The sequence below is a fragment of the Ostreibacterium oceani genome (genome assembly GCF_009362845.1).
GTDB lineage: Bacteria > Pseudomonadota > Gammaproteobacteria > Cardiobacteriales > Ostreibacteriaceae > Ostreibacterium > Ostreibacterium oceani.
In genome coordinates this window covers 13,976-32,377 of record NZ_WHNW01000007.1, presented here as the reverse complement: position 1 = coordinate 32,377, position 18,402 = coordinate 13,976, and the positions used below count along the sequence as shown (strand labels likewise).

Annotated in this window: 15 protein-coding genes, 1 tRNA gene and 1 pseudogene; 9 read left to right on the top strand and 8 right to left on the bottom strand. The window is 44.4% G+C overall.

Going from position 1 to position 18,402, the window contains the following annotated elements; genetic code table 11:
• The first annotated feature begins 3 nt into the window (after window positions 1–3).
• Window positions 4–1,113: a D-2-hydroxyacid dehydrogenase gene (locus GCU85_RS06680; protein ID WP_152810408.1), complete on the top strand. Its 1,110-nt coding sequence runs from the start codon at window positions 4–6 to the stop codon at window positions 1,111–1,113.
• A gap of 672 nt (window positions 1,114–1,785) precedes the next feature.
• Complete coding sequence (locus GCU85_RS06675) at window positions 1,786–3,012, top strand: hypothetical protein (protein WP_152810407.1); 1,227 nt, start codon at window positions 1,786–1,788, stop codon at window positions 3,010–3,012.
• Window positions 3,013–3,207: 195 nt separating this feature from the next.
• Here GCU85_RS06675 and GCU85_RS06670 read toward each other — a convergent pair.
• Window positions 3,208–3,284: transfer RNA gene (locus GCU85_RS06670), tRNA-Val, on the bottom strand.
• Between the two features lie 318 nt (window positions 3,285–3,602).
• Between GCU85_RS06670 and purB the strand changes: the two genes are divergently transcribed.
• Window positions 3,603–5,006 carry an adenylosuccinate lyase gene (gene purB / locus GCU85_RS06665; RefSeq protein WP_235896246.1) on the top strand — a complete coding sequence of 468 codons (1,404 nt, stop codon included), beginning with the start codon at window positions 3,603–3,605 and terminating at the stop codon, window positions 5,004–5,006.
• A 185-nt stretch (window positions 5,007–5,191) separates the two neighbouring features.
• Here the strand turns inward: purB and GCU85_RS10470 are convergent, their stop codons facing one another.
• Entirely contained in the window at window positions 5,192–7,159 is a 1,968-nt protein-coding gene (locus tag GCU85_RS10470) for a hypothetical protein (protein ID WP_328592805.1), read from the bottom strand.
• On the opposite strand from GCU85_RS10470, the pseudogene GCU85_RS10400 reads away from it, so the two are divergent.
• Window positions 7,043–7,387 (top strand): annotated as a pseudogene (locus tag GCU85_RS10400) (integrase core domain-containing protein); the annotation flags it as partial. The gene GCU85_RS10470 and the pseudogene GCU85_RS10400 overlap by 117 nt on opposite strands.
• 101 nt (window positions 7,388–7,488) lie before the next feature.
• Here GCU85_RS10400 and GCU85_RS06650 read toward each other — a convergent pair.
• From GCU85_RS06650 to tdh, 3 genes are all read right to left on the bottom strand, one after another.
• Complete coding sequence (locus GCU85_RS06650) at window positions 7,489–7,857, bottom strand: YqcC family protein (protein ID WP_152810405.1); 369 nt, start codon at window positions 7,855–7,857, stop codon at window positions 7,489–7,491.
• 154 nt (window positions 7,858–8,011) lie between these two features.
• Window positions 8,012–8,500, bottom strand: coding sequence for a 23S rRNA (pseudouridine(1915)-N(3))-methyltransferase RlmH (gene rlmH / locus GCU85_RS06645; RefSeq protein ID WP_152810404.1), 489 nt, complete (start codon window positions 8,498–8,500; stop codon window positions 8,012–8,014).
• 58 nt (window positions 8,501–8,558) lie between these two features.
• Window positions 8,559–9,587: an L-threonine 3-dehydrogenase gene (tdh, locus tag GCU85_RS06640; protein ID WP_152810403.1), complete on the bottom strand. Its 1,029-nt coding sequence runs from the start codon at window positions 9,585–9,587 to the stop codon at window positions 8,559–8,561.
• Window positions 9,588–10,080: 493 nt separating this feature from the next.
• Here tdh and GCU85_RS06635 point away from each other — a divergent pair, with 493 nt between their 5' ends.
• From GCU85_RS06635 to GCU85_RS06615, 5 genes are all read left to right on the top strand, one after another.
• Window positions 10,081–10,917 carry an autotransporter outer membrane beta-barrel domain-containing protein gene (locus tag GCU85_RS06635; protein WP_218110585.1) on the top strand — a complete coding sequence of 279 codons (837 nt, stop codon included), beginning with the start codon at window positions 10,081–10,083 and terminating at the stop codon, window positions 10,915–10,917.
• A gap of 11 nt (window positions 10,918–10,928) precedes the next feature.
• Window positions 10,929–11,600, top strand: a complete 672-nt coding sequence (gene pdxH, locus GCU85_RS06630; RefSeq protein ID WP_152810401.1) for a pyridoxamine 5'-phosphate oxidase — start codon at window positions 10,929–10,931, stop codon at window positions 11,598–11,600.
• A gap of 185 nt (window positions 11,601–11,785) precedes the next feature.
• Window positions 11,786–12,682 carry a DMT family transporter gene (locus GCU85_RS06625; protein ID WP_152810400.1) on the top strand — a complete coding sequence of 299 codons (897 nt, stop codon included), beginning with the start codon at window positions 11,786–11,788 and terminating at the stop codon, window positions 12,680–12,682.
• Between the two features lie 165 nt (window positions 12,683–12,847).
• Window positions 12,848–13,465 carry a molybdopterin-dependent oxidoreductase gene (locus GCU85_RS06620; RefSeq protein WP_152810399.1) on the top strand — a complete coding sequence of 206 codons (618 nt, stop codon included), beginning with the start codon at window positions 12,848–12,850 and terminating at the stop codon, window positions 13,463–13,465.
• Between the two features lie 87 nt (window positions 13,466–13,552).
• A complete protein-coding gene (locus GCU85_RS06615; RefSeq protein ID WP_152810398.1) occupies window positions 13,553–15,523 on the top strand; it encodes a putative bifunctional diguanylate cyclase/phosphodiesterase in 1,971 nt (656 codons plus the stop codon).
• A gap of 80 nt (window positions 15,524–15,603) precedes the next feature.
• Here GCU85_RS06615 and GCU85_RS06610 read toward each other — a convergent pair whose 3' ends face one another.
• Genes GCU85_RS06610 through GCU85_RS06600 form a run of 3 tightly spaced genes read right to left on the bottom strand, consistent with a single transcriptional unit; the run spans window position 15,604 to window position 18,307 of the window.
• Entirely contained in the window at window positions 15,604–16,797 is a 1,194-nt protein-coding gene (locus GCU85_RS06610) for an SDR family NAD(P)-dependent oxidoreductase (protein WP_218110584.1), read from the bottom strand.
• Window positions 16,718–17,815, bottom strand: coding sequence for a ferrochelatase (gene hemH / locus GCU85_RS06605; protein ID WP_218110583.1), 1,098 nt, complete (start codon window positions 17,813–17,815; stop codon window positions 16,718–16,720). The genes GCU85_RS06610 and hemH overlap by 80 nt, the downstream gene beginning before the upstream one ends.
• Complete coding sequence (locus GCU85_RS06600) at window positions 17,816–18,307, bottom strand: disulfide bond formation protein B (RefSeq protein WP_152810397.1); 492 nt, start codon at window positions 18,305–18,307, stop codon at window positions 17,816–17,818.
• Window positions 18,308–18,402 lie beyond the last annotated feature (95 nt).

Here is an 18,402-nt window from a genome sequence, read left to right as displayed (position 1 = left end):
AGCATGACGCGCAACCATAATCATAATCACAATAATCATCACCATCAGCAGCCTAATACGCCTAAAACCATTGTTTTTCTCGATAGACAGACCTTTCCGCGTGATATCGTGTTGGCGCGACCAAGCATCGCCCATGAATGGATTGCGTATGATGAGACAGCACCTGAATTGATTGTGCCACGGCTACAAGATGCCGATATTGCCATTACGAATAAAGTGGTGCTTAACGCTGACGTTCTCGCGCAATTGCCGCAGCTTAAACTCATTGTTGTTTCGGCAACGGGCTATAATAATGTCGATATTGATTATTGCAAAGCGCATGGCATTGCCGTTTGTAACGTGACGGCTTACGCCAAACAAACCGTTGCAGAGCATACCATTGCCATGATATTGACACTCAGCCGTCATTTATTGGCATACCACAACGATGTCTTGCAACAGCACTGGCATCAGTCGCCCATTTTTTGCCTACACCACCATCCAATGAATGATTTATGCGGCAAGACGATTGGGCTAATCGGGCAGGGCGCAATTGGTTTGGCGGTTGCTGAACTCGCGAGTGCCTTTAAAATGCACGTACAATTTTTAGCACCCAGTGAGTATCGCAATAGTGGCAATATGAACAATACAAACGATACTGGGAATACAGAGAATACGGGCAATTTGCATCATAAAACGAGTGACAGCAACAATCAAGCCAAAACACACCCATACGCCTGTGTCTCGTGGGAAACGTTTTTGGCAACCAGTGATATTATCTCGCTGCATTGTCCGCTAACGAAAGACACCGCTAACTTAATTGATCGGAAAGCTTACCAGCAAATGCACAAAAAACCCATGATTATCAACACCGCCAGAGGTGGTATAGCCAATGAAGCCGACACGGTGCAAGCACTGGCTAATCAACAAATTAGCGCCATTGGATTTGATACACTCACACAAGAGCCGATGACCACCACACATCCTTTTCAACCACTACTGGGACAGCCCAACGTCATGATTACGCCACACAATGCCTGGGCCAGCCAGGATACCATGAAAGCCCTTTGGTCGCAGGTCATCCGTAATATCGAATTATTTTGTCAGGGTCAAATCGATAATCGAATTGTTTGATTGATTATTGCCATTCGAACGCAGAAATGACTTTGCAGTAAGTTGATTACGAAAATAGATTACAAAAAAGGTCACGAAAAAATATACAGGGGATGCACTGAGGCAGCCATCGTGGTATCTAGCAATGAATGAACCCCCAATGCCATTTAACATAATATAAATTATACGAAGTAAGAATGGAATATTTTATTTTGACCATGTTTGATTCGATTTGCGTTACCCCAACACTTGATAGCATTTAATGATAAAATTGTACGTATTGCTGTATTACATTAGCCCAGTTACTCTGGTGACCTAACTTCGAGCGTAAACCTATGGACTTGTTATTTATTTTTATTATCGCATTGCTTATAACTGCATTGCCCATTTTACTATTTATTTATTTGCAAAGAAAAATTTTTGTAAATTATTGTGAACGCAATCAGCTTCAACAGAAAATCATTGGCGCAAGCAACGTAATCTCGCTTTTCTATGCTTTTTTATATCTCGCCTATTAATTTCTTGCCCGGAGCTGTATCCAAGATACACAACAAATTTTAAGGAATTGGTGAATGTCAGGTAGATGGTTGTTTGATCGTCAAAAAAGCCAAATAAAACTACATATCGCACTTGAAAAAATAAAAATACCCCATATATAGATTATATTTGAAATCACACAGGAGTTTATAATAAATGTCTAACAAGGAAATATTTAGAGACCATCCGATTCATGCGGCCTTAGAAGGCATCAAGGAAGCTTTAGGTAACATTAATACAGAAAGTAGCAATGACGATGCCATATTAGCAAATATCGGAAAAGTGATTGCTCACATTGAATTTCAAATAAAATGCTGTGATCCGGAGTTAATCACCCACCAAAAAATAACCAATGCACTCAAAAGCGCAAAGCAAAAAATAGAATCAAGCGGAAACGTTTTGTCTTCGTATGGCCCATTCCACGCAAACTTTCTGATGAATTTGCAAGATGCCATAGGTTATCTGAATGAAATACCGTTTATTACGCCTGTCACAACAAAGAAATCAATTGTTCAAATGCTCAAACCTTATGATGAACTAATTGAAAGAGCAAGAAGTACATTAGACACCGAAGCCCTCAAAGGTGAGCATGAAGAAATTAAACAACTCCTTGACAGCATTGCCGAAAAAAGTAAAGACGCCAAAAACAAGCATTTGGAGTTAGATAATCTGTATGACGAATGGGTAACCGACACAGAAGAAAACAAAAGTCTAACGACTAAAGTGTCGGATACTTATTCAGAAATAAATGAAAAAGCAGAAGATATTTTCAAAACGCACGAAAAAGTAGAATCGACAAATGAAAAACTAGACACATTAGATAGTTTTTATCAAAAATGGTTCGAGGATTCCACTGGGGAAGAGTCTGATGACAATGATTCAAATCGCCCTTTAAGTCAAGAGTTGGAGGCTAATCGTGAAAGGTTGAGCTTGTTGATTAAAGAGATTGATAGTATTTTGCCTAGCGGCTTAGCCGCAGGACTGGCAAAAGAGTATGATGATGTGGTTAAAAAAGAAAGAGGATTAGAACGATGGTGGACATGGGTCGCGATTTTAATGATTATTGTTTCCGGGCTAGTCGTTTTTATGAAGACCATTAACATCGAAGACATTAGCGAGATGTGGCTATTGATTTTCAAAGGCGCGTTATTGGCCATACCCTATGGCTTACTGATAGGTTATGCGAGTAAATTAGCATCAAACGCTAAAAAAACTGCGGATGAATACGAGCATAAAAAGGTGGCCGCAAGCACTTTTATTCTCTTAAAGGAACAATCTAATACGATGATTAACGAAACTCCACAACAGCAAGAGATGCGCTGCAAAAGACCCTTCTCGAAGATCTCTCGAGAACAATCCATGATAACCCCGCAATTAGGATGACTGGGAAGCAATCAGAGGCTAGCAACCAGTCAATGAGTTTCATAGAAAATATACTGGCAAAATTCAAATAATATGACTATCTTTTTGGGAGGATAACCTACTGAGATATTTGCTGTATACGTTGCTGAAATACCAAATAAAAGCAATTGGCTATTCGCTGATAAATCCTTTATCCGCCAAAATTTCACTTTAATTTGGTAGGCACGAGTGGACTCGAACCACCGACCCCTACCATGTCAAGGTAGTGCTCTAACCAACTGAGCTACGCGCCTAAATTGAGGCGCTATATTACCCAATATTGGGCATAGACGCAAGCGCTTTTTCGCAAATTACCACGCGTTCGTGATTAGTTTGTCGATTGGGTTATTGATTGGTTGAATAAATAAATAACCGCTGCCCTGCTTTTATGGGTTATCTCCCTATTGCTTATTCGTTTTTGAGTATTTTTATTGCTGACCTGTTAATAACCCAATACCTTGTTTAATCAACATAAATTTGGTTATCGTATTGGTTTTGTGTTTTTTAAACTTTACGGGTGCGCCAATAGCGCTTACAATAGTTTATCTTTTCACTACTCAATAAAATACTCTATGTCTGCCTCTATGTCTGCCCCTATCTCTGCCTCTATGTCTGCGTTATTAAATATCTCTTCGGTTGATGGTCGCTATGCGGAAAAAACCCGTCTTTTGTCCCCCTACTTTTCTGAATATGCGTTAATTTATTACCGCTATTTTGTTGAAATAGAGTGGTTTATAGCGCTATCCAAAGCGCCAGAAATCACCGAATTACCGACATTTTCTGATGCCGCGTACGCCTATTTAAAGCAGTTACAAACAACATTTGATGCCGATAAAGCCAATGCTATCAAAACGATTGAAAAAACCACCAACCACGATGTCAAAGCGGTTGAGTACCAGCTCAAAACCGACTTTGCACAGCAAGCAGAGCTTGCACCCTACGGTGAGTTTTTGCACTTTGCCTGCACCTCTGAGGACATTAATAATACCGCGTATGCGTTAATGCTAAAAGCGGCCAGACACCACGTCATTTTACCCGCTATCGACCAGCTAATCGCACAATTACGGGCAATGGCCAGCACTTACGCCACGCTACCCATGTTATCGCGTACACACGGCCAAACGGCAAGCCCCACCACGTTAGGCAAAGAAATCGCCAATGTCGTCGCTAGGCTACAGCGTCAGCGCGCGCAATTTGCTGACGTGACGATTTTGGGTAAGCTAAACGGTGCAGTGGGTAACTTTAACGCACATATCTCTGCCTATCCAGCCGTGAATTGGCCACAGCTAACCGATAACGTGATTAAAAATCAACTCGGTTTAACGCCGAACCCCTTGACTACGCAGATTGAGCCGCACGATTATATCGCCGAATATTGTCATGCCCTATTACGCGCTCAAACCATTATGATTGATTTTTCGCGCGATATTTGGGGTTATATTTCATTAGGCTATTTCAAACAAAAAGTGGTCGCAGGCGAAGTCGGGTCATCGACGATGCCGCACAAAGTCAACCCCATTGATTTTGAAAATGCAGAGGGTAACCTCGGGGTTGCCAACGCCCTACTCGAGCATCTGGCGCAAAAGCTTCCGATTTCTCGTTGGCAACGTGATTTAACCGACTCCACCGTGCTGCGAACGATGGGTACTGCGTTTGGTCACGGCGTCATTGCTTATGCATCACTGGACAAAGGGATTAAAAAGCTAGAAGTCAATGACACGCGTATTGCCGCCGATTTAGACGCGGCGTGGGAAGTGCTAGCCGAGCCAATTCAAACCGTCATGCGGCGCTATCAGGTTGAAAACGCGTATGAATTGCTCAAGGATTTCACGCGAGGCAAAGCAATGAATGGCGAAAATATTCAAGCCTTTATCCAGTCGCTGTCAATTCCTGACGAAGAAAAAGCAGCCCTTGCGGCGCTCACGCCAGCAACTTATACCGGCATTGCGGCCAGCTTAGCGGATATCAAAGAGTGATAGAGCAATATCGATAGCTAGTTAAAAAACGCCAACGTAATCAGAAAAAACACGGAAAGCGATAGAAAACTCAGGAAGGCTAACTGAAATTTAAGTGCTTAAGACATTTAAGTGTTTAAGCAATGGCGTTCGCTTAATTGCCTACCTGCCATTGCTTTAAATTTTAGAAAAATATTTTTTATTTTTTATGAACGCGTTAGCCACTTGCGTCTAGCAACCGCCAAGCTGCCTAGTGCGGCAAGCAAAATTACCAGTAATGTTTGACTGGACGCGCCTGATGTAGGTATTGCTGCTGGGGGCGAAAATCGACTGACAAGATACCAGTTACCATCGTTCAAATTTTGTTCTAGCGTATACTCAAAATCCCCATCACGAATCGACGCCATAGTAAAAGCATCTGTCGCAGAGTCGCCTAATACCTCGATGACCAAAATGCCTTCGCCATCATCCAGCAGACCGTTGTTATTAGTGTCGGTAGACGCTCCAGCACCTAGTAGCGCATTGGTAATTGATAGCGTCACTGGACCAGAACCCAGTGCTGTATTATCCAGCACCAACACATCTGAATCACTATCCGTGCCGCCAGCGTTAAGTACCGTATCTAACCTCAACTCGCCACCGTTAGCCGTGAACTGGCCGCCACCGTCTGTACCCGCAGTGTCTGATCCTGTTATGACCAGTACATCACCAGTCACAGGGGCTACGCCACCAGTTTCGGCGTCCGCAAGCGTAATCACGCCTGCGTGTTCAAAGGTCTCCAGATTTAGTAGGTGACCCTGTTCGACACCTTCGTCTGCAATCGATTTTGCCATACCGAAAGCCACTGTGTATTCACCTGTCGCATCCACCGTCGCTGGTGCCGTGTCGTCATCGGTGCCCGAAGTGAAACTTGTCTGATCAGAAACGGTTAACAGACGAACCGTGCCAGTGGCGGCGTTGGTGAAGGTATCGGTACCCGCACCAAAGTCCGATACCGCAACACTTTCTGTATCGCGTACTAAATCACCGTCAGTGTCTGCAAAACTGCGGATATTCCAAGCATTCGTTGAGTTGTTGGTGAATTGATCATCACCACCACCGAGTAGCATGTAGCCAGTGATGGTGCCGTCATTGATGATTTGCATCGGCGCTTGGACTGACGTATTTCGATTGTCGTCGTCATCCATGATGGCCATGTCGTTTAGACTGGAGAGCGTGCCGGTGTCCCGAATGCTAATCTCGCTGCCCGCCGCTTCCGCCTGAATAATGATGCCCGCGGTCGGCCCGAAATTACTGTTGGCACCGCCGATGTCCGCCATGTTCCAACCACCGATAACGTCACCAGCCACATCAACCCTAGCAACGCCAGTACCATTGGTGCCGATATAGATTGCCTGCTGGTGCGATTCCACCGTTCCCGTCTCGGCTACGTTAATGACAATATCATGGGGATTATCGACATTCCCCTGAGTTGTATGGATGCCCCGTACCTGCGTGGTGAACAGCGTACCTTCGACATCTATCCGCATGTTACCAATGCCTCGTACGACCTGCCAAATGGCGGTTTGGTTTGACCTGATACTTCCAGTCTCGGCAATCCGAATGAAATTATCGGCAGCCACGGAGGTATTGTTGGTTGAGCGCACGCCCAGACCGCGTTCATCGGAAATAACTTGACCGGAGATTAGTGCAGACAATGTACCGTCTTCTCCATTAAAAACCAACAGTGGGTCCCGTAAGCGAGTACCATCATTATGGCGGATAATAGCACCCGCTTGCAATTCTAGGCTCATGTCTGCGGCAGCGCCGGAGGTGTTTCGCAAAATGAATCCGTTCGAATCCAGCATGCTGGCATCAACACTGGCATCCAAAATCAGCGTATTAGCCGCTGGCACATTGAATGTATTGGGGAATTCAGCGGGCACAAAAGTGCCTGAGCAAGTCCAAACACCCGACCCGCCACCGCCAGTCTCAACACAGGTGCCAGCAAAGCTCTGAGTACCTGTAGCACCCGCCAGTACAAGGCCGCCGACAAACAAGGCCCTGTAACCAATCAGGCGTTTGTCAAAGCGTGTCGTGACAATGGCATCGGGCAAAAGTTTACACGTATTGCTAGACCACAGACCAATGGCAAAGCAGAACGTGTTATCCGCACTATGATGGAAATGTGGCACGAAAAACAATCATTTAAAGATAGTGCACNAGACGATTGGAATTAAATCGATTCATCAATTTTTACAATACTGTCAAACCGCACAAAAGTTTGAACAACGCAACACCTTATGAGATACTTAGTCACTACTTTGAGTTAACCTAACTGTAAACAACGCGAGGATTTCTTACAATTAATTCCTATTTTGCGACAAACATTAGTATTGGGTAGATTATTAAGCGCTAGATAAGCTAGGCATAACCCGCGCTGGTTTGTGTTGGTTTACGTTGGTTTGTGTTGGCTTATTTGGCTTATTCGGCCTACTTTGTTGCGTTATTTGATTCGTTATTGCTAGTTATTGCTAGTTATTACTGGTGCTTCGTTGCTTAGTTCGTTAATCAGTGCATCAATAGCAGAAACTGTGGCACAAATCGCGGTAGTGTCGGCTGCATACGGCGAAAAAACATAATCCGCCATGCTAAAGACATCCGACTGTTGGGGTAACTGGCGCAAGTCGCCTGCTGCTAACAAGGCCTGTAAGCGCGGAATAAAAACCCATTGAAGCCACTGCTCAAGTGGCATGGTGTCAACGCAAAACGGAGCTTGGCTTGCCATTTGCTCGGGACTAGGTGGTTCGCTAGACCATAGATTTTGGTGCGTTAATTCATCGCTTAATTGTACCAGTAGCTGGCACAGGGTTGTGGTATTTGATGGTGGCATTGGGTTACTTTTTGGTTATATTGATTGCTTTTGGTTGCTTTTGGTTTGTCTGTTATGTATTGTCTGTTATGTAGTTATGTAGCGACGTAGATATTATTTAAAATGGTATTTACATGGCATTGATATACGGGTTAATATACAGCGTTAGATTATCTTAGCGCATCGTGCTGGCACGATGATAAGGATGCTGATGCAAGATACTGACGCTGCGGTATAAGGTTTCGACGATTAGTACGCGAACCAGCGGATGCGGCAGTGTCAGACGCGATACGGACCAACGGCCATCGACACGCTGCCTCACAGTGTCATCAAACCCATCGGGACCGCCAATTAAAATGGCCAAGTTATCGCCTTGGCTATGGTAATTATCAAGCTGTGTTGCAAGGGCTTCGCTACTCATCTGTTGCCCTGCGACATCTAATGCAATCGCATGGTAATGATTGGGAATCGCGGCAATTAGCGCCGCACTCTCAGCCGCCACAATGTTGCTAATGTTGGCAGTTTTTGTGCGTTTTTTGGGCGCAATGGCTTTAATCGACAGAGAAAAGTCTGCCATGCTATGAAACCGTTTTTGATAATCAAAAACCGCTTCATTCGCCCAATTGGGCAATTTATCCCCGATGGTAATAATGTCGATTTTCACAGTGTTGTCAATTCAATCTATCTCAACCGCGACCTCAATTTGAGGCTTAATTTGCGCCTCAATTCCAGTCCATAATGACTTTACCGCTTTGCCCTGATGCCATGGTTTCAAAAGCCAGTTGATAATCATCAATGCTAAAATGGTGCGTAATCACACGTTCAATCGCAACGCCTGATTGCACGAGCATACCCATTTTATACCAAGTTTCAAACATTTCTCTGCCGTAAATCCCTTTAATCGTCAGCCCTTTGAAAATAACATGTGCAAGGTCTAGCTGAATTTTATCGGGTGGAATACCCAAAATCGCAATTTTACCGCCATTAATCATATTGCTCATCATTTGCTCTAATGCAACGCCTACGCCAGACATTTCAAGCCCGACATCAAATCCTTCGACCATACCGAGTGATTGCATGGCGGTTTTTAATTCACTATTGGCAACATTGACCGTGGTGATGTTGGTTGCGATATTTTTGGCTAACTCGAGTCGATAATCGTTTACATCGGTTACGACGACAAAACGCGCCCCTGCGTGACGGCAAATTGCCGCCGCCATAATGCCAATTGGTCCAGCGCCAGTAATCAACACATCCTCACCCACCATATCAAACGACAATGCGGTATGAACCGCGTTACCAAACGGATCAAAAATCGACGCCACGTCGTCGCTAACATGCGCAGGCAGTTTGAATACATTTTCAGCGGGGATAACAAGGTACTCAGCAAAAGAACCCGGGCGATTAACCCCAACGCCAACGGTATTAAGGCACAAATGTTTTTTTCCGCCGAGGCAGTTGCGGCAATGCCCACAGACAATATGCCCCTCGCCAGAGACACGATCACCAATAGCCAAATTATTGACTTCGCTGCCAATTTCAACGATTTCACCCATATATTCATGCCCGACCACCATCGGCACAGGGATTGTCGACTGCGCCCATTTATCCCATTGATAAATATGCATATCAGTGCCACAAATTGCGGATTTTTTAATTTTTATTTTGACATCATTATGTCCGCAACTGGGCTCTGGCACATTTTGCATCCAAATGCCCTTTTCTGATTTTGCTTTAACGAGTGCTTTCATGTGGTTACCTTAGTTATTTTTTAGTTTTTTAGCAGTTTTTGAAATGGTTACGAGCGTTATTTCAATACTGAGCGGTTTCTTTTTTGTGTCAGATTTTGTTGTAAGCAATTTATATAGTATAGTATGTAATATGGTGATTGTTATCAAGGTAAATGTAATCAAGGTTGATGTATTATCGATGTATTATTGATGTATTAGGTGAATCGAATTGAACCGCATGAGCGTGAGTTAGGTTGATAACGCTGGGTTCGTTTCAAAACGTTTAAATAAACGTTTAAATAAACATTTAAATCAGCATTTCGATAACACAATGACATGTTAAACATTACCTTATTAGCAGTATTTATTAGCAGTATAGGTAACCTGATTAGCAATTTCAATCGCTATTTCGGTAAATTTACATTTTGTTAGTGAGTTAACCCCCTTGAACGTGTGTTAAAATTAGGCCACAGATGATAAGTTCAAAAGGATATAATGGATGAGAGTGCAGAACATGCGACAACAAATAGCACGACAACAAATGACGCTGCGAGAAAAGGCGCTACGAGAAAAGGCAAGCAACCAGCGGGCAAACCCAAAGACACAGCCCGCAGCGCCAGTCTGCTCAGACAATAGCCAGGGAAGTAGCCAAAGGAGTAGACAAAGCAACAGCCGCTACGACAGACATTGGATTGCTAAATTAGTCACGATTCTCGTCACGCTTTGTTTTATGGGCTTTTCCAAAGCGCAATTGACTGTCGTGGTTACTCCAGGGACGCTTTTTGGCGTCTTTGGCACGACGACGGTTTCTGCTTCTACCTTTATTAACGATGGAACTACTGGACTATTTGATACCTCGACGCTGGCGATTGTCGGCGTACCGCCAACGCCTGTGATTAACAACAGCTTGCTCACCTTAAGCGATGATGCCACCGACGACACACCGACGATTATCGGTGACTTTGAGAACAATGGCACGGTGCGATTGGATATTAATACTGGCACGCACGAATCTGACTTGTTAACGATTGACGGCAATGTAACAGCGCCTTTGGTGATTTATTTAAATAACCTAGATCCCGCGAATTCTGACATAATGAATATTCCCCTCATTCGCGTCACAGGTGATGCAAATAGTGCTTCGTTATCAGACGGCACAACAACCTACATCGCTGCGGGCGTTACTTATCAGCTGCGATTGATTGCTGACACATGGACACTCGTACCGCGTATCGGTCCACCGGCTCCGATTCCTGCGAATCATTTCTTAAGCTTATTATTGCTGATAGGGCTGATGATACTGGTGAGCCGTCGCACACAACAGCAACGGCAACGACAACGGCCACGATAAAAACAGCCAAAATGAACGATATCAGCCAGATGCGGACGGTGTTTGACAAACACGAGCCGTTAGATATAAAAACAATGCCAGATAGCCCTGTGAAACTATTTGAGCAATGGTTTGAGCTGGCGCGGCACACCGAACATTTAGCCGAGCCCAATGCATTCGTCTTATCAACGGCTAATCACGCTGGGCGGTTGCGCACGCGAACCGTTTTATTAAAATATTTTGACCATCATGGGTTTGTGTTTTTCACCAATTACCACAGCCAAAAAGCTCACGACATTAGCGAAAACCCGCAAGTAAGCGTTTGTTTCCCTTGGTATCCGTTGCAGCGACAACTACTTATCGAAGGCCGTGCTGAAAAAATCAGCCAAGCGGAATCACTCAAATATTTTGCCTCTCGCCCCAAAGAGAGCCAAATTGGCGCTTGGGTATCGCAGCAAAGCCAAGTCATTGATTCTCGGCAATTGTTAATTGACAAGGCCAAACAATTGGCACAGCGGTTTGCAGGAAAATCCGTCCCGTTACCTGATTTTTGGGGTGGGTATCGTATCCGACCCACGCGCTTTGAATTTTGGCAAGGTCAGCCTGGGCGTTTACACGATCGTATCCAGTACACAACCACAGAATTAGATGATAAGGTATTAGATGATAGTACGATATGGGAAAAACAACGACTGTCACCTTAACCAAATAACAGCAAATAACGCGCCAAATAACGCGCCAAACAAACGACTTAATCGGTACACGCCAGTGCAATTCACCAGTGCAATTCAGCGGTTATCTGAATTGACACTTTTAGTTATCTTACCCCTACTTTGCTATGTTCGTTATGCCGAATCTGCTATGCTAAATCGATTATGTTGAATCTATTATGTTGAATCGCCCTTATTTATTACTGACGTTGGCACCACTTATTTGGGCAGGCAATACCATTGCTGGAAAACTGGCAGCACCAGAGGTCTCGCCCATGATACTCACGTTGATGCGCTGGGCGATTGCGTGTAGTGTTTTACTGCCATTTGCCATCCCTAGCATCAAAAGAGAATGGCGAACGATTCGCGTGCATTTACCCTTGCTTTTTGTTTATGGCGCCATGGGCTTTACCGCATTTAATTTATTGCTATACGCGGCGCTCAACCACACCAGCGCCATTAATGTCTCGATTGTTCAAGCCGCAATCCCGATGATTATTTTATTATTAAATCTGGTTTTTTTCCGACAGCGGATTTTCATACTCCAGTTGCTGGGCGTTGTGTTGGCCTTTTTGGGTGTTGCGATTACGGCCACAAAAGGCGATATTATCAACACCATCAGCCAAGGCATTAATCAGGGTGATACGCTGATGCTGATTGCTTGTGTATTGTACGCTGCATACTCTATTATATTGCGATTTAAACCACATATCAGTTGGATGAGTTTTATTTTTGTGCTGGCTGTTTGTGCGTTAATGGTGGCGATTCCATTTGCGCTATACGAATCGCAACACGGCGGTTTTTTACATATCAATGGGCGTTCTGTGCTAATATTAGTCTATATCGCCATTTTCCCCTCTATTGTCGCGCAGCTATGCTACGCCAAAGGGGTTGAGCTAATCGGCGCAAGCCGAGCAGGTTTTGCGATCAACTTAATCCCCATTTTTGGTGCCATGTTATCCGTTATCATCCTTGGCGAAGCCTTTCGTTGGTATCATGGGATTGGTTTGCTGCTCGTATTATGCGGTATTGCCTTTTCAGAGGGCATTAGTCGTTGGACAGAAAAAAACCAATAACTATCAACCACCCAGCTATTGCCTATTGTCTGCGTATTGTCTGCTCATCATCACTTAGCTGCTGGTATTTATTCACATTTAGACATACAATAATAGCTAACAGGTAATAACGGTATTATTACCTTAGTGAACCCATCAATCAATTATAAAAAAAGGAGAACTAAGATGCGTATCCCCCCCCTATTATTCGCCACCTTGAGTATTGTTTCGTTGGCTATCACGTCATTGGGCATGACTTCGCTGGCACAAGCACAAAGCGAACCCAATTCTCAGGGCGATACCCAAAGCCAATCATTACAACTGCCCGAACTGACTGAAAAACCACTACTTACCATTGATGGCAATATTCGTGTCACGAATACTGAAAAAAACACACTGGTATTAGACTTACCCATGCTACAGGCTTTTCCTGCAATCGCCTTCGAAACCAATACCCCCTGGAGTGATGAAAAGCAGCACTTCGAAGGCGTGTTGCTCGCGGATGTCATGGCCTATGCGCTGGCAAGCGCCAAACTTGACAAAGCTGGACTCGAAAAAGCGCTTACTAACCGTAACGGTGGTATTACCGTAACCGCATTAGATGACTATTACGCTGTTATCCCGTGGGAAGATTTACTCAAGTACGACGTAATAATCGCCTACAAACATAACGGAGAGACGATTAGCCGACGGGATTTAGGCCCTTTACGAATTATTTACCCCTACTCCCAACAACCAGAAACAGACCAGCTAAAATATCACGCAAGATCAGTGTGGCAGCTGCTTAATCTGACCGTTGAGTAAAGGCGAACTAAACCGTTTTTTTACTGCCGACTCACAGTTGATTAACAACTAATGACAACTTAATTAACCACTGATTAACCAACTAGCATGCCAAACTTTAATCAACGAACGACCATCAAAAGTGTGTTTGCGATGCTTGTCATCGCCATTTTTATTGTCTTTTCTGGTTTGGCCTTTCGACAACAAACCCAAACCGTTGAGTACCTGACTTTTACACAAAAAGCAGGCGCATACGCTGCCTCAGAGGTTGATCGCACGGCATTAGGGCTTGCACAAGGGTTAGAGCTTGTTGGTGAAGGCCTCAGGGAATCTGACTATTTATTGCTCAAATTTGATTTGCTTTGGGCGCGTCTAAAGACAGTTAGAAATGGTTCTGAGGCGGCGGGATTACGCGAATTACCAGGTGCCCAGCAAACCTATGATGACCTGTATGATTGGCTAGATAGTAATACCGCTATTATCGAAAATCTGCAATCAGGTGACAAAGCCAATGCCGATCAACTGCTAGAATCGTTTACGCCTTTTCTCACGCCGTTGCGGCAATTTTCGTTTGAAAGCTATTTAGGCGATGAGGTGACCAGCCGCTTAAATCGTGCCAATTCCATTCAGCAAAATGTCAACCGCTCGATTATTATCGTCCTCATTAGTGGTGCTTTTTTGATTATTCTCTTACTCCAAGAAAGCAACCGTAACTATTGGCATGCAACGCATGATAGTTTGACACGGCTGCCCAACCGCAAACTCTTTAACGAAAGGCTGATGCGAATTCACAAAAAAGCAGCCGACAAAAATACAGGCTATGCCGTGTTGGTTGTTGACTTGAATAATTTCAAAGAAATTAACGATAATTTTGGACATGCTTATGGTGATGCAATGCTGGTGCATGTTAGTCAATCATTACAGGAGGTTTTGGGCGATCAAAATTTAATCTTTCGCATGGGCGGTGATGAATTTTCGATTATTCGTGAAGGGGTTAACTCTATCAGCGAATGCGAAAACATCGCCGAAATTGCTTGTCAGCAAATAAAAATGATTTCACGAATCAAAGACATCAATATGCAACAAGACGTCAGCGTTGGCGTCAGCTTTTACCCCGAAGACGGGCAAAACGCCGAGGATATTGTCGCTAACGCGGATATTGCCATGTATCACGCCAAGCGCTTGCGCAGTGGCACGCATTATCGACTATTCACGCCCGATATGCGGTGGCGAAAACGTGTCTCTAGAGCACTGCGAAACGATATTATTGATAATAATTTAACCGTGCATTATCAGCCAATTGTCGATTTAAAAACAGGCAAAATCTATGCTATCGAAGCGTTGCTACGTTGGTACTCTAAAAAATATGGCTATATTAATCCGCTGGAGGCTTTTCAAATCGCCGATCAATACGGACTCTCCGAAATGCTCAATCATTGGGTGATTTACACAGCGTGTAAAGCCTATCGCGGCTGGCATCAGGACAGTGAATCGAATATTTGCCTGAGTATCAATATTTCACCCGTGATGTATCGTCAAAATCAATTGGCCAACTTGTTATCCGATGTCTTTCATCACACGAATTTCCAACCAGAGAATCTGGTGCTAGAAATCACAGAAAATACCGCCATGCAGGATTTAGAAGCAACACCTGGCATTATGCAGACACTCAAAGCACTGGGCGTTCAGATTGCGTTAGATGATTTTGGTACTGGGTTATCATCGCTTTCGCATTTGCGCGAGTTGCCGATAGATAAACTCAAATTAGACCGATCATTTGTCAAAGAAATCGACCAAGATGAAAAAGACGCCTATTTTGTCGAATGCATTAATGCGTTGGCGACAAAATTTGACATGCAATTGGTCGCAGAAGGCATAGAAACAAAAGCCATGCTGGATAAAATACGCGACATCGGATGCGCTTATGGACAAGGTTATCTATTCGATAAAGCGGTGACTGCACAGGAAATGCAAAACCTGATTTCCCGACAAGTCATGGGCGAAAATATCTACCAAGCGCACTTGGAAAAAAACCACGCGAGAAAACCCAAATTATCCCTGATTAATACTAAAAATTAGTACTGAAAATTAATGCCAAAAATTAATGCCTAGAGGCAACACCATAAAACAGACGAAATGATAGACGAAATGGCACTACCCTACTTTTTATCCGTTTTGCCCGTTTTGGTCGTTTTGGCATTATCGGCAGAACGATGGTTATCTGTATTCTCATAATCATCTGAACCATCTAAACCATCTGAGTTATTAGCGCCATTTAACTCGTTTAAATCATTTGAATCGTTTAAATCGTTCAAATCATCTGGGTCACGCTGATTATTTGCCTGATTACTCGCTTGATTATTGCCGTCCGCCTCGTGTGTCGCCTGGTGAGTTGTTTCATGTATTTCAGATTTTTCATCGCCCTTGGCATCCGTTTGCCGACTGTGCTTATTTTCATCGTCTGAAATTTTACACAATAAACAATCCAATAATCGCGTCGATAGTATGCGTTTTGCATAGCCGAGCAAATACGTGGCTTTGGTCACGTAATAACGCGGTTTAGGATTGGGGTGCTGTATAGCACGGATAACGACTTGATAAACCGCCTCTTCGCTTAAGGTAAACGGCTGTTTTGTCGTGCTATCAAATCGGCGCATTGCCCGTTTATAGGCATCAACATGGCGCGAACGCGTGGTATCAACGTTTTCAACAAAGGCTTTTTGGGCATTTTCGCGAAACCGAGAGGTAATAGGACCAGGTTCAACCAAGACGATTTTAACCGCCGTATCGGCGAGCTCAAGGCGCATCGTGTCGGTAAGCCCTTCGAGCGCATATTTTGATGCCACATAAGCACCACGATATTTCAACGAAACCAAACCCAACACCGAACTGATCTGAATGATGCGCGGGCAATCAGACGCCAGTAGCGTTTTTAATAATTTGCTGGTTAATTCATGCGTGCCAAAAACATTGGTGCTGAATTGTTTTTCTAGCGTTGCGCGTGTTAAGTCCTCAACCGCGCCTGGCTGCCCATACGCCCCATTATTAATCAATACGTCTAGGATGTTGTGTGTAATTGCTAGACAATCACGAATGCCTTCAACGATTGAACCGCTGTCGTCTAAATCAAGCTGAACAGCAAGCAATCCTTCGTCTTGTAGCCGCTTAACATCCGTATACTGGCGACAAGCGGCCACCACGATATGCCCTTGTTCGTGCAAACGCTTAGCACAGTGGTAACCAATGCCAGACGAACAGCCCGTGATGAGAATCCTAAGTCGATTCAGTGTTTGCGGCGGTAAGGCTTTCTCGGATAATGACCTCGAACAAGTCAATGTGCTCGTCGTCATCATTGAGCGCGGGAATGTAGCGGTAGATTTTTCCACCGTTTTCTTCGAAGTACTCACGGTTTTCCTCTTCTAATTCTTCAAGTGTCTCTAAACAATCGGCAGCAAAGGCTGGCGATATAATGTGTAACGTTTCGGTACCATTTTGTGCTAATTCTTTGAGCGTATAGTCAGTATAGGGCTTGGTCCATTCTTCACGACCGAAACGCGACTGAAAAGTCATCAGACAATCGGTATCAACGGGTGACAGTTTGGCGATAATTTTTGCCGTTGTCGCCTTGCAGTGCTCGTAATAAGCATCCCCTTGATCGATATAGCGCACAGGTACGCCATGATAGGAAAACACCAGTTGTTGCGGGACTTCGTTTTGTTGCCAAAAGCGCTGGATAGCATTGACCATGGCATCGATGTACAACGGGTGGTCATAGTAATGTGTGATTTTGTGCAAAGAGATTGATAACGCCATTTTTTCAGCCACTTCATCGACTTTATCGTACACGCTTTCAACGGTTGTTTTAGAATACTGCGGGTAAAGTGGCAACACGATAAGGCGTGCAATCCCTTGTTCCGCCAGTTTTTGCATCTTATCCTCGATGCTGGGATTACCATAGCGCATGGCGTACTCAAATACCACCGAATCATCCGCAAAACGTGACTGCAGTTTTTGGCATTGCAAACGGGTAGTATTAATTAATGGCGACCCAGCGGCTGTCCACACACTTTCGTAGGCTTCGGCGGTTTTTTTGGGGCGAAAGCGTAGCACAATACCGTAAAGAATCGGCCACCATTTCCAGCGGGGCAAATCAATGACGCGTTTATCAGACAAAAACTCGGTCAAATAACGCCTAACCGCTGGTACAGATGTGTCGTCAGGCGAGCCCAAATTGACCAGCAAGACACCCGTACGCAATGACGTATGCGCTGCTGAATGCCTTGCCGTGGCTGAATGCGTGGCCGTGGCTGAATGCGTGGCCGTGGCTGAATGCGCGGTTTGGTGGCTAGCGTCAGGCGTCATGTGGGCCATTTAAGCACCTCGAAACGCATTATGCCATAGCGCCCACAACGCAAACCCAATAAAAGCAAGCAGTGTCCAACCAGGGATGCTAAGCCCCAACCACTGCCATTGAACGCTACCACAGTCACTGGCGCCGCTTAGCATTGAAATCACGGCTTGACCAAACGGCATTACATCCCACATGCCATAAAAATCCACACCGCAGCTGGCGAGTTGATCTTTGGGGAGGTTTTGCAAATACAAATGGCGTATCGAAAGCGCCGCCCCACCAATCGCCGCCAGTAGTAATAGTGTCGTGTGTATTAGCTTGCCCTTTTTGGCGCCTGGGAAAAATGCCGCCAATACAAATAAAACACCGAGCACAACAAACGCCAAGCGTTGGGCATAGCACAAGGGGCACGGGATTAAATATAGCGTTTTTTCCATGTAGAAATAGGCATAAGCAACCAAAGCAAAACAGCCGATTGCAGCGATTAAATTACAATTTTTTCGTGATAACATATTTTTTCTGTTGCTCTCTATTATTCTCTATTGGCGGGTTGATGGCTTAACGTCAAATTATAAAGTGTCTCTTTGAGATTGGCTATGGTATTTCA

Bases quoted from the DNA above. Each gene is read 5' to 3' on its own strand.
- GCU85_RS06625 (WP_152810400.1), top strand. From the start codon at position 11,786: ATGTTGAATCGCCCTTATTTATTACTGACGTTGGCACCACTTATTTGG.
- purB (WP_235896246.1), top strand. From the start codon at position 3,603: ATGTCTGCCTCTATGTCTGCCCCTATCTCTGCCTCTATGTCTGCGTTA.
- hemH (WP_218110583.1), bottom strand. From the start codon at position 17,815: ATGGCCCACATGACGCCTGACGCTAGCCACCAAACCGCGCATTCAGCC.
- GCU85_RS06600 (WP_152810397.1), bottom strand. From the start codon at position 18,307: ATGTTATCACGAAAAAATTGTAATTTAATCGCTGCAATCGGCTGTTTT.
- GCU85_RS06675 (WP_152810407.1), top strand. From the start codon at position 1,786: ATGTCTAACAAGGAAATATTTAGAGACCATCCGATTCATGCGGCCTTA.
- GCU85_RS06620 (WP_152810399.1), top strand. From the start codon at position 12,848: ATGCGTATCCCCCCCCTATTATTCGCCACCTTGAGTATTGTTTCGTTG.
- GCU85_RS06610 (WP_218110584.1), bottom strand. From the start codon at position 16,797: ATGATGACGACGAGCACATTGACTTGTTCGAGGTCATTATCCGAGAAA.
- GCU85_RS06680 (WP_152810408.1), top strand. From the start codon at position 4: ATGACGCGCAACCATAATCATAATCACAATAATCATCACCATCAGCAG.
- GCU85_RS06650 (WP_152810405.1), bottom strand. From the start codon at position 7,857: ATGCCACCATCAAATACCACAACCCTGTGCCAGCTACTGGTACAATTA.
- GCU85_RS06635 (WP_218110585.1), top strand. From the start codon at position 10,081: ATGCGACAACAAATAGCACGACAACAAATGACGCTGCGAGAAAAGGCG.
- tdh (WP_152810403.1), bottom strand. From the start codon at position 9,587: ATGAAAGCACTCGTTAAAGCAAAATCAGAAAAGGGCATTTGGATGCAA.
- GCU85_RS06615 (WP_152810398.1), top strand. From the start codon at position 13,553: ATGCCAAACTTTAATCAACGAACGACCATCAAAAGTGTGTTTGCGATG.
- pdxH (WP_152810401.1), top strand. From the start codon at position 10,929: ATGAACGATATCAGCCAGATGCGGACGGTGTTTGACAAACACGAGCCG.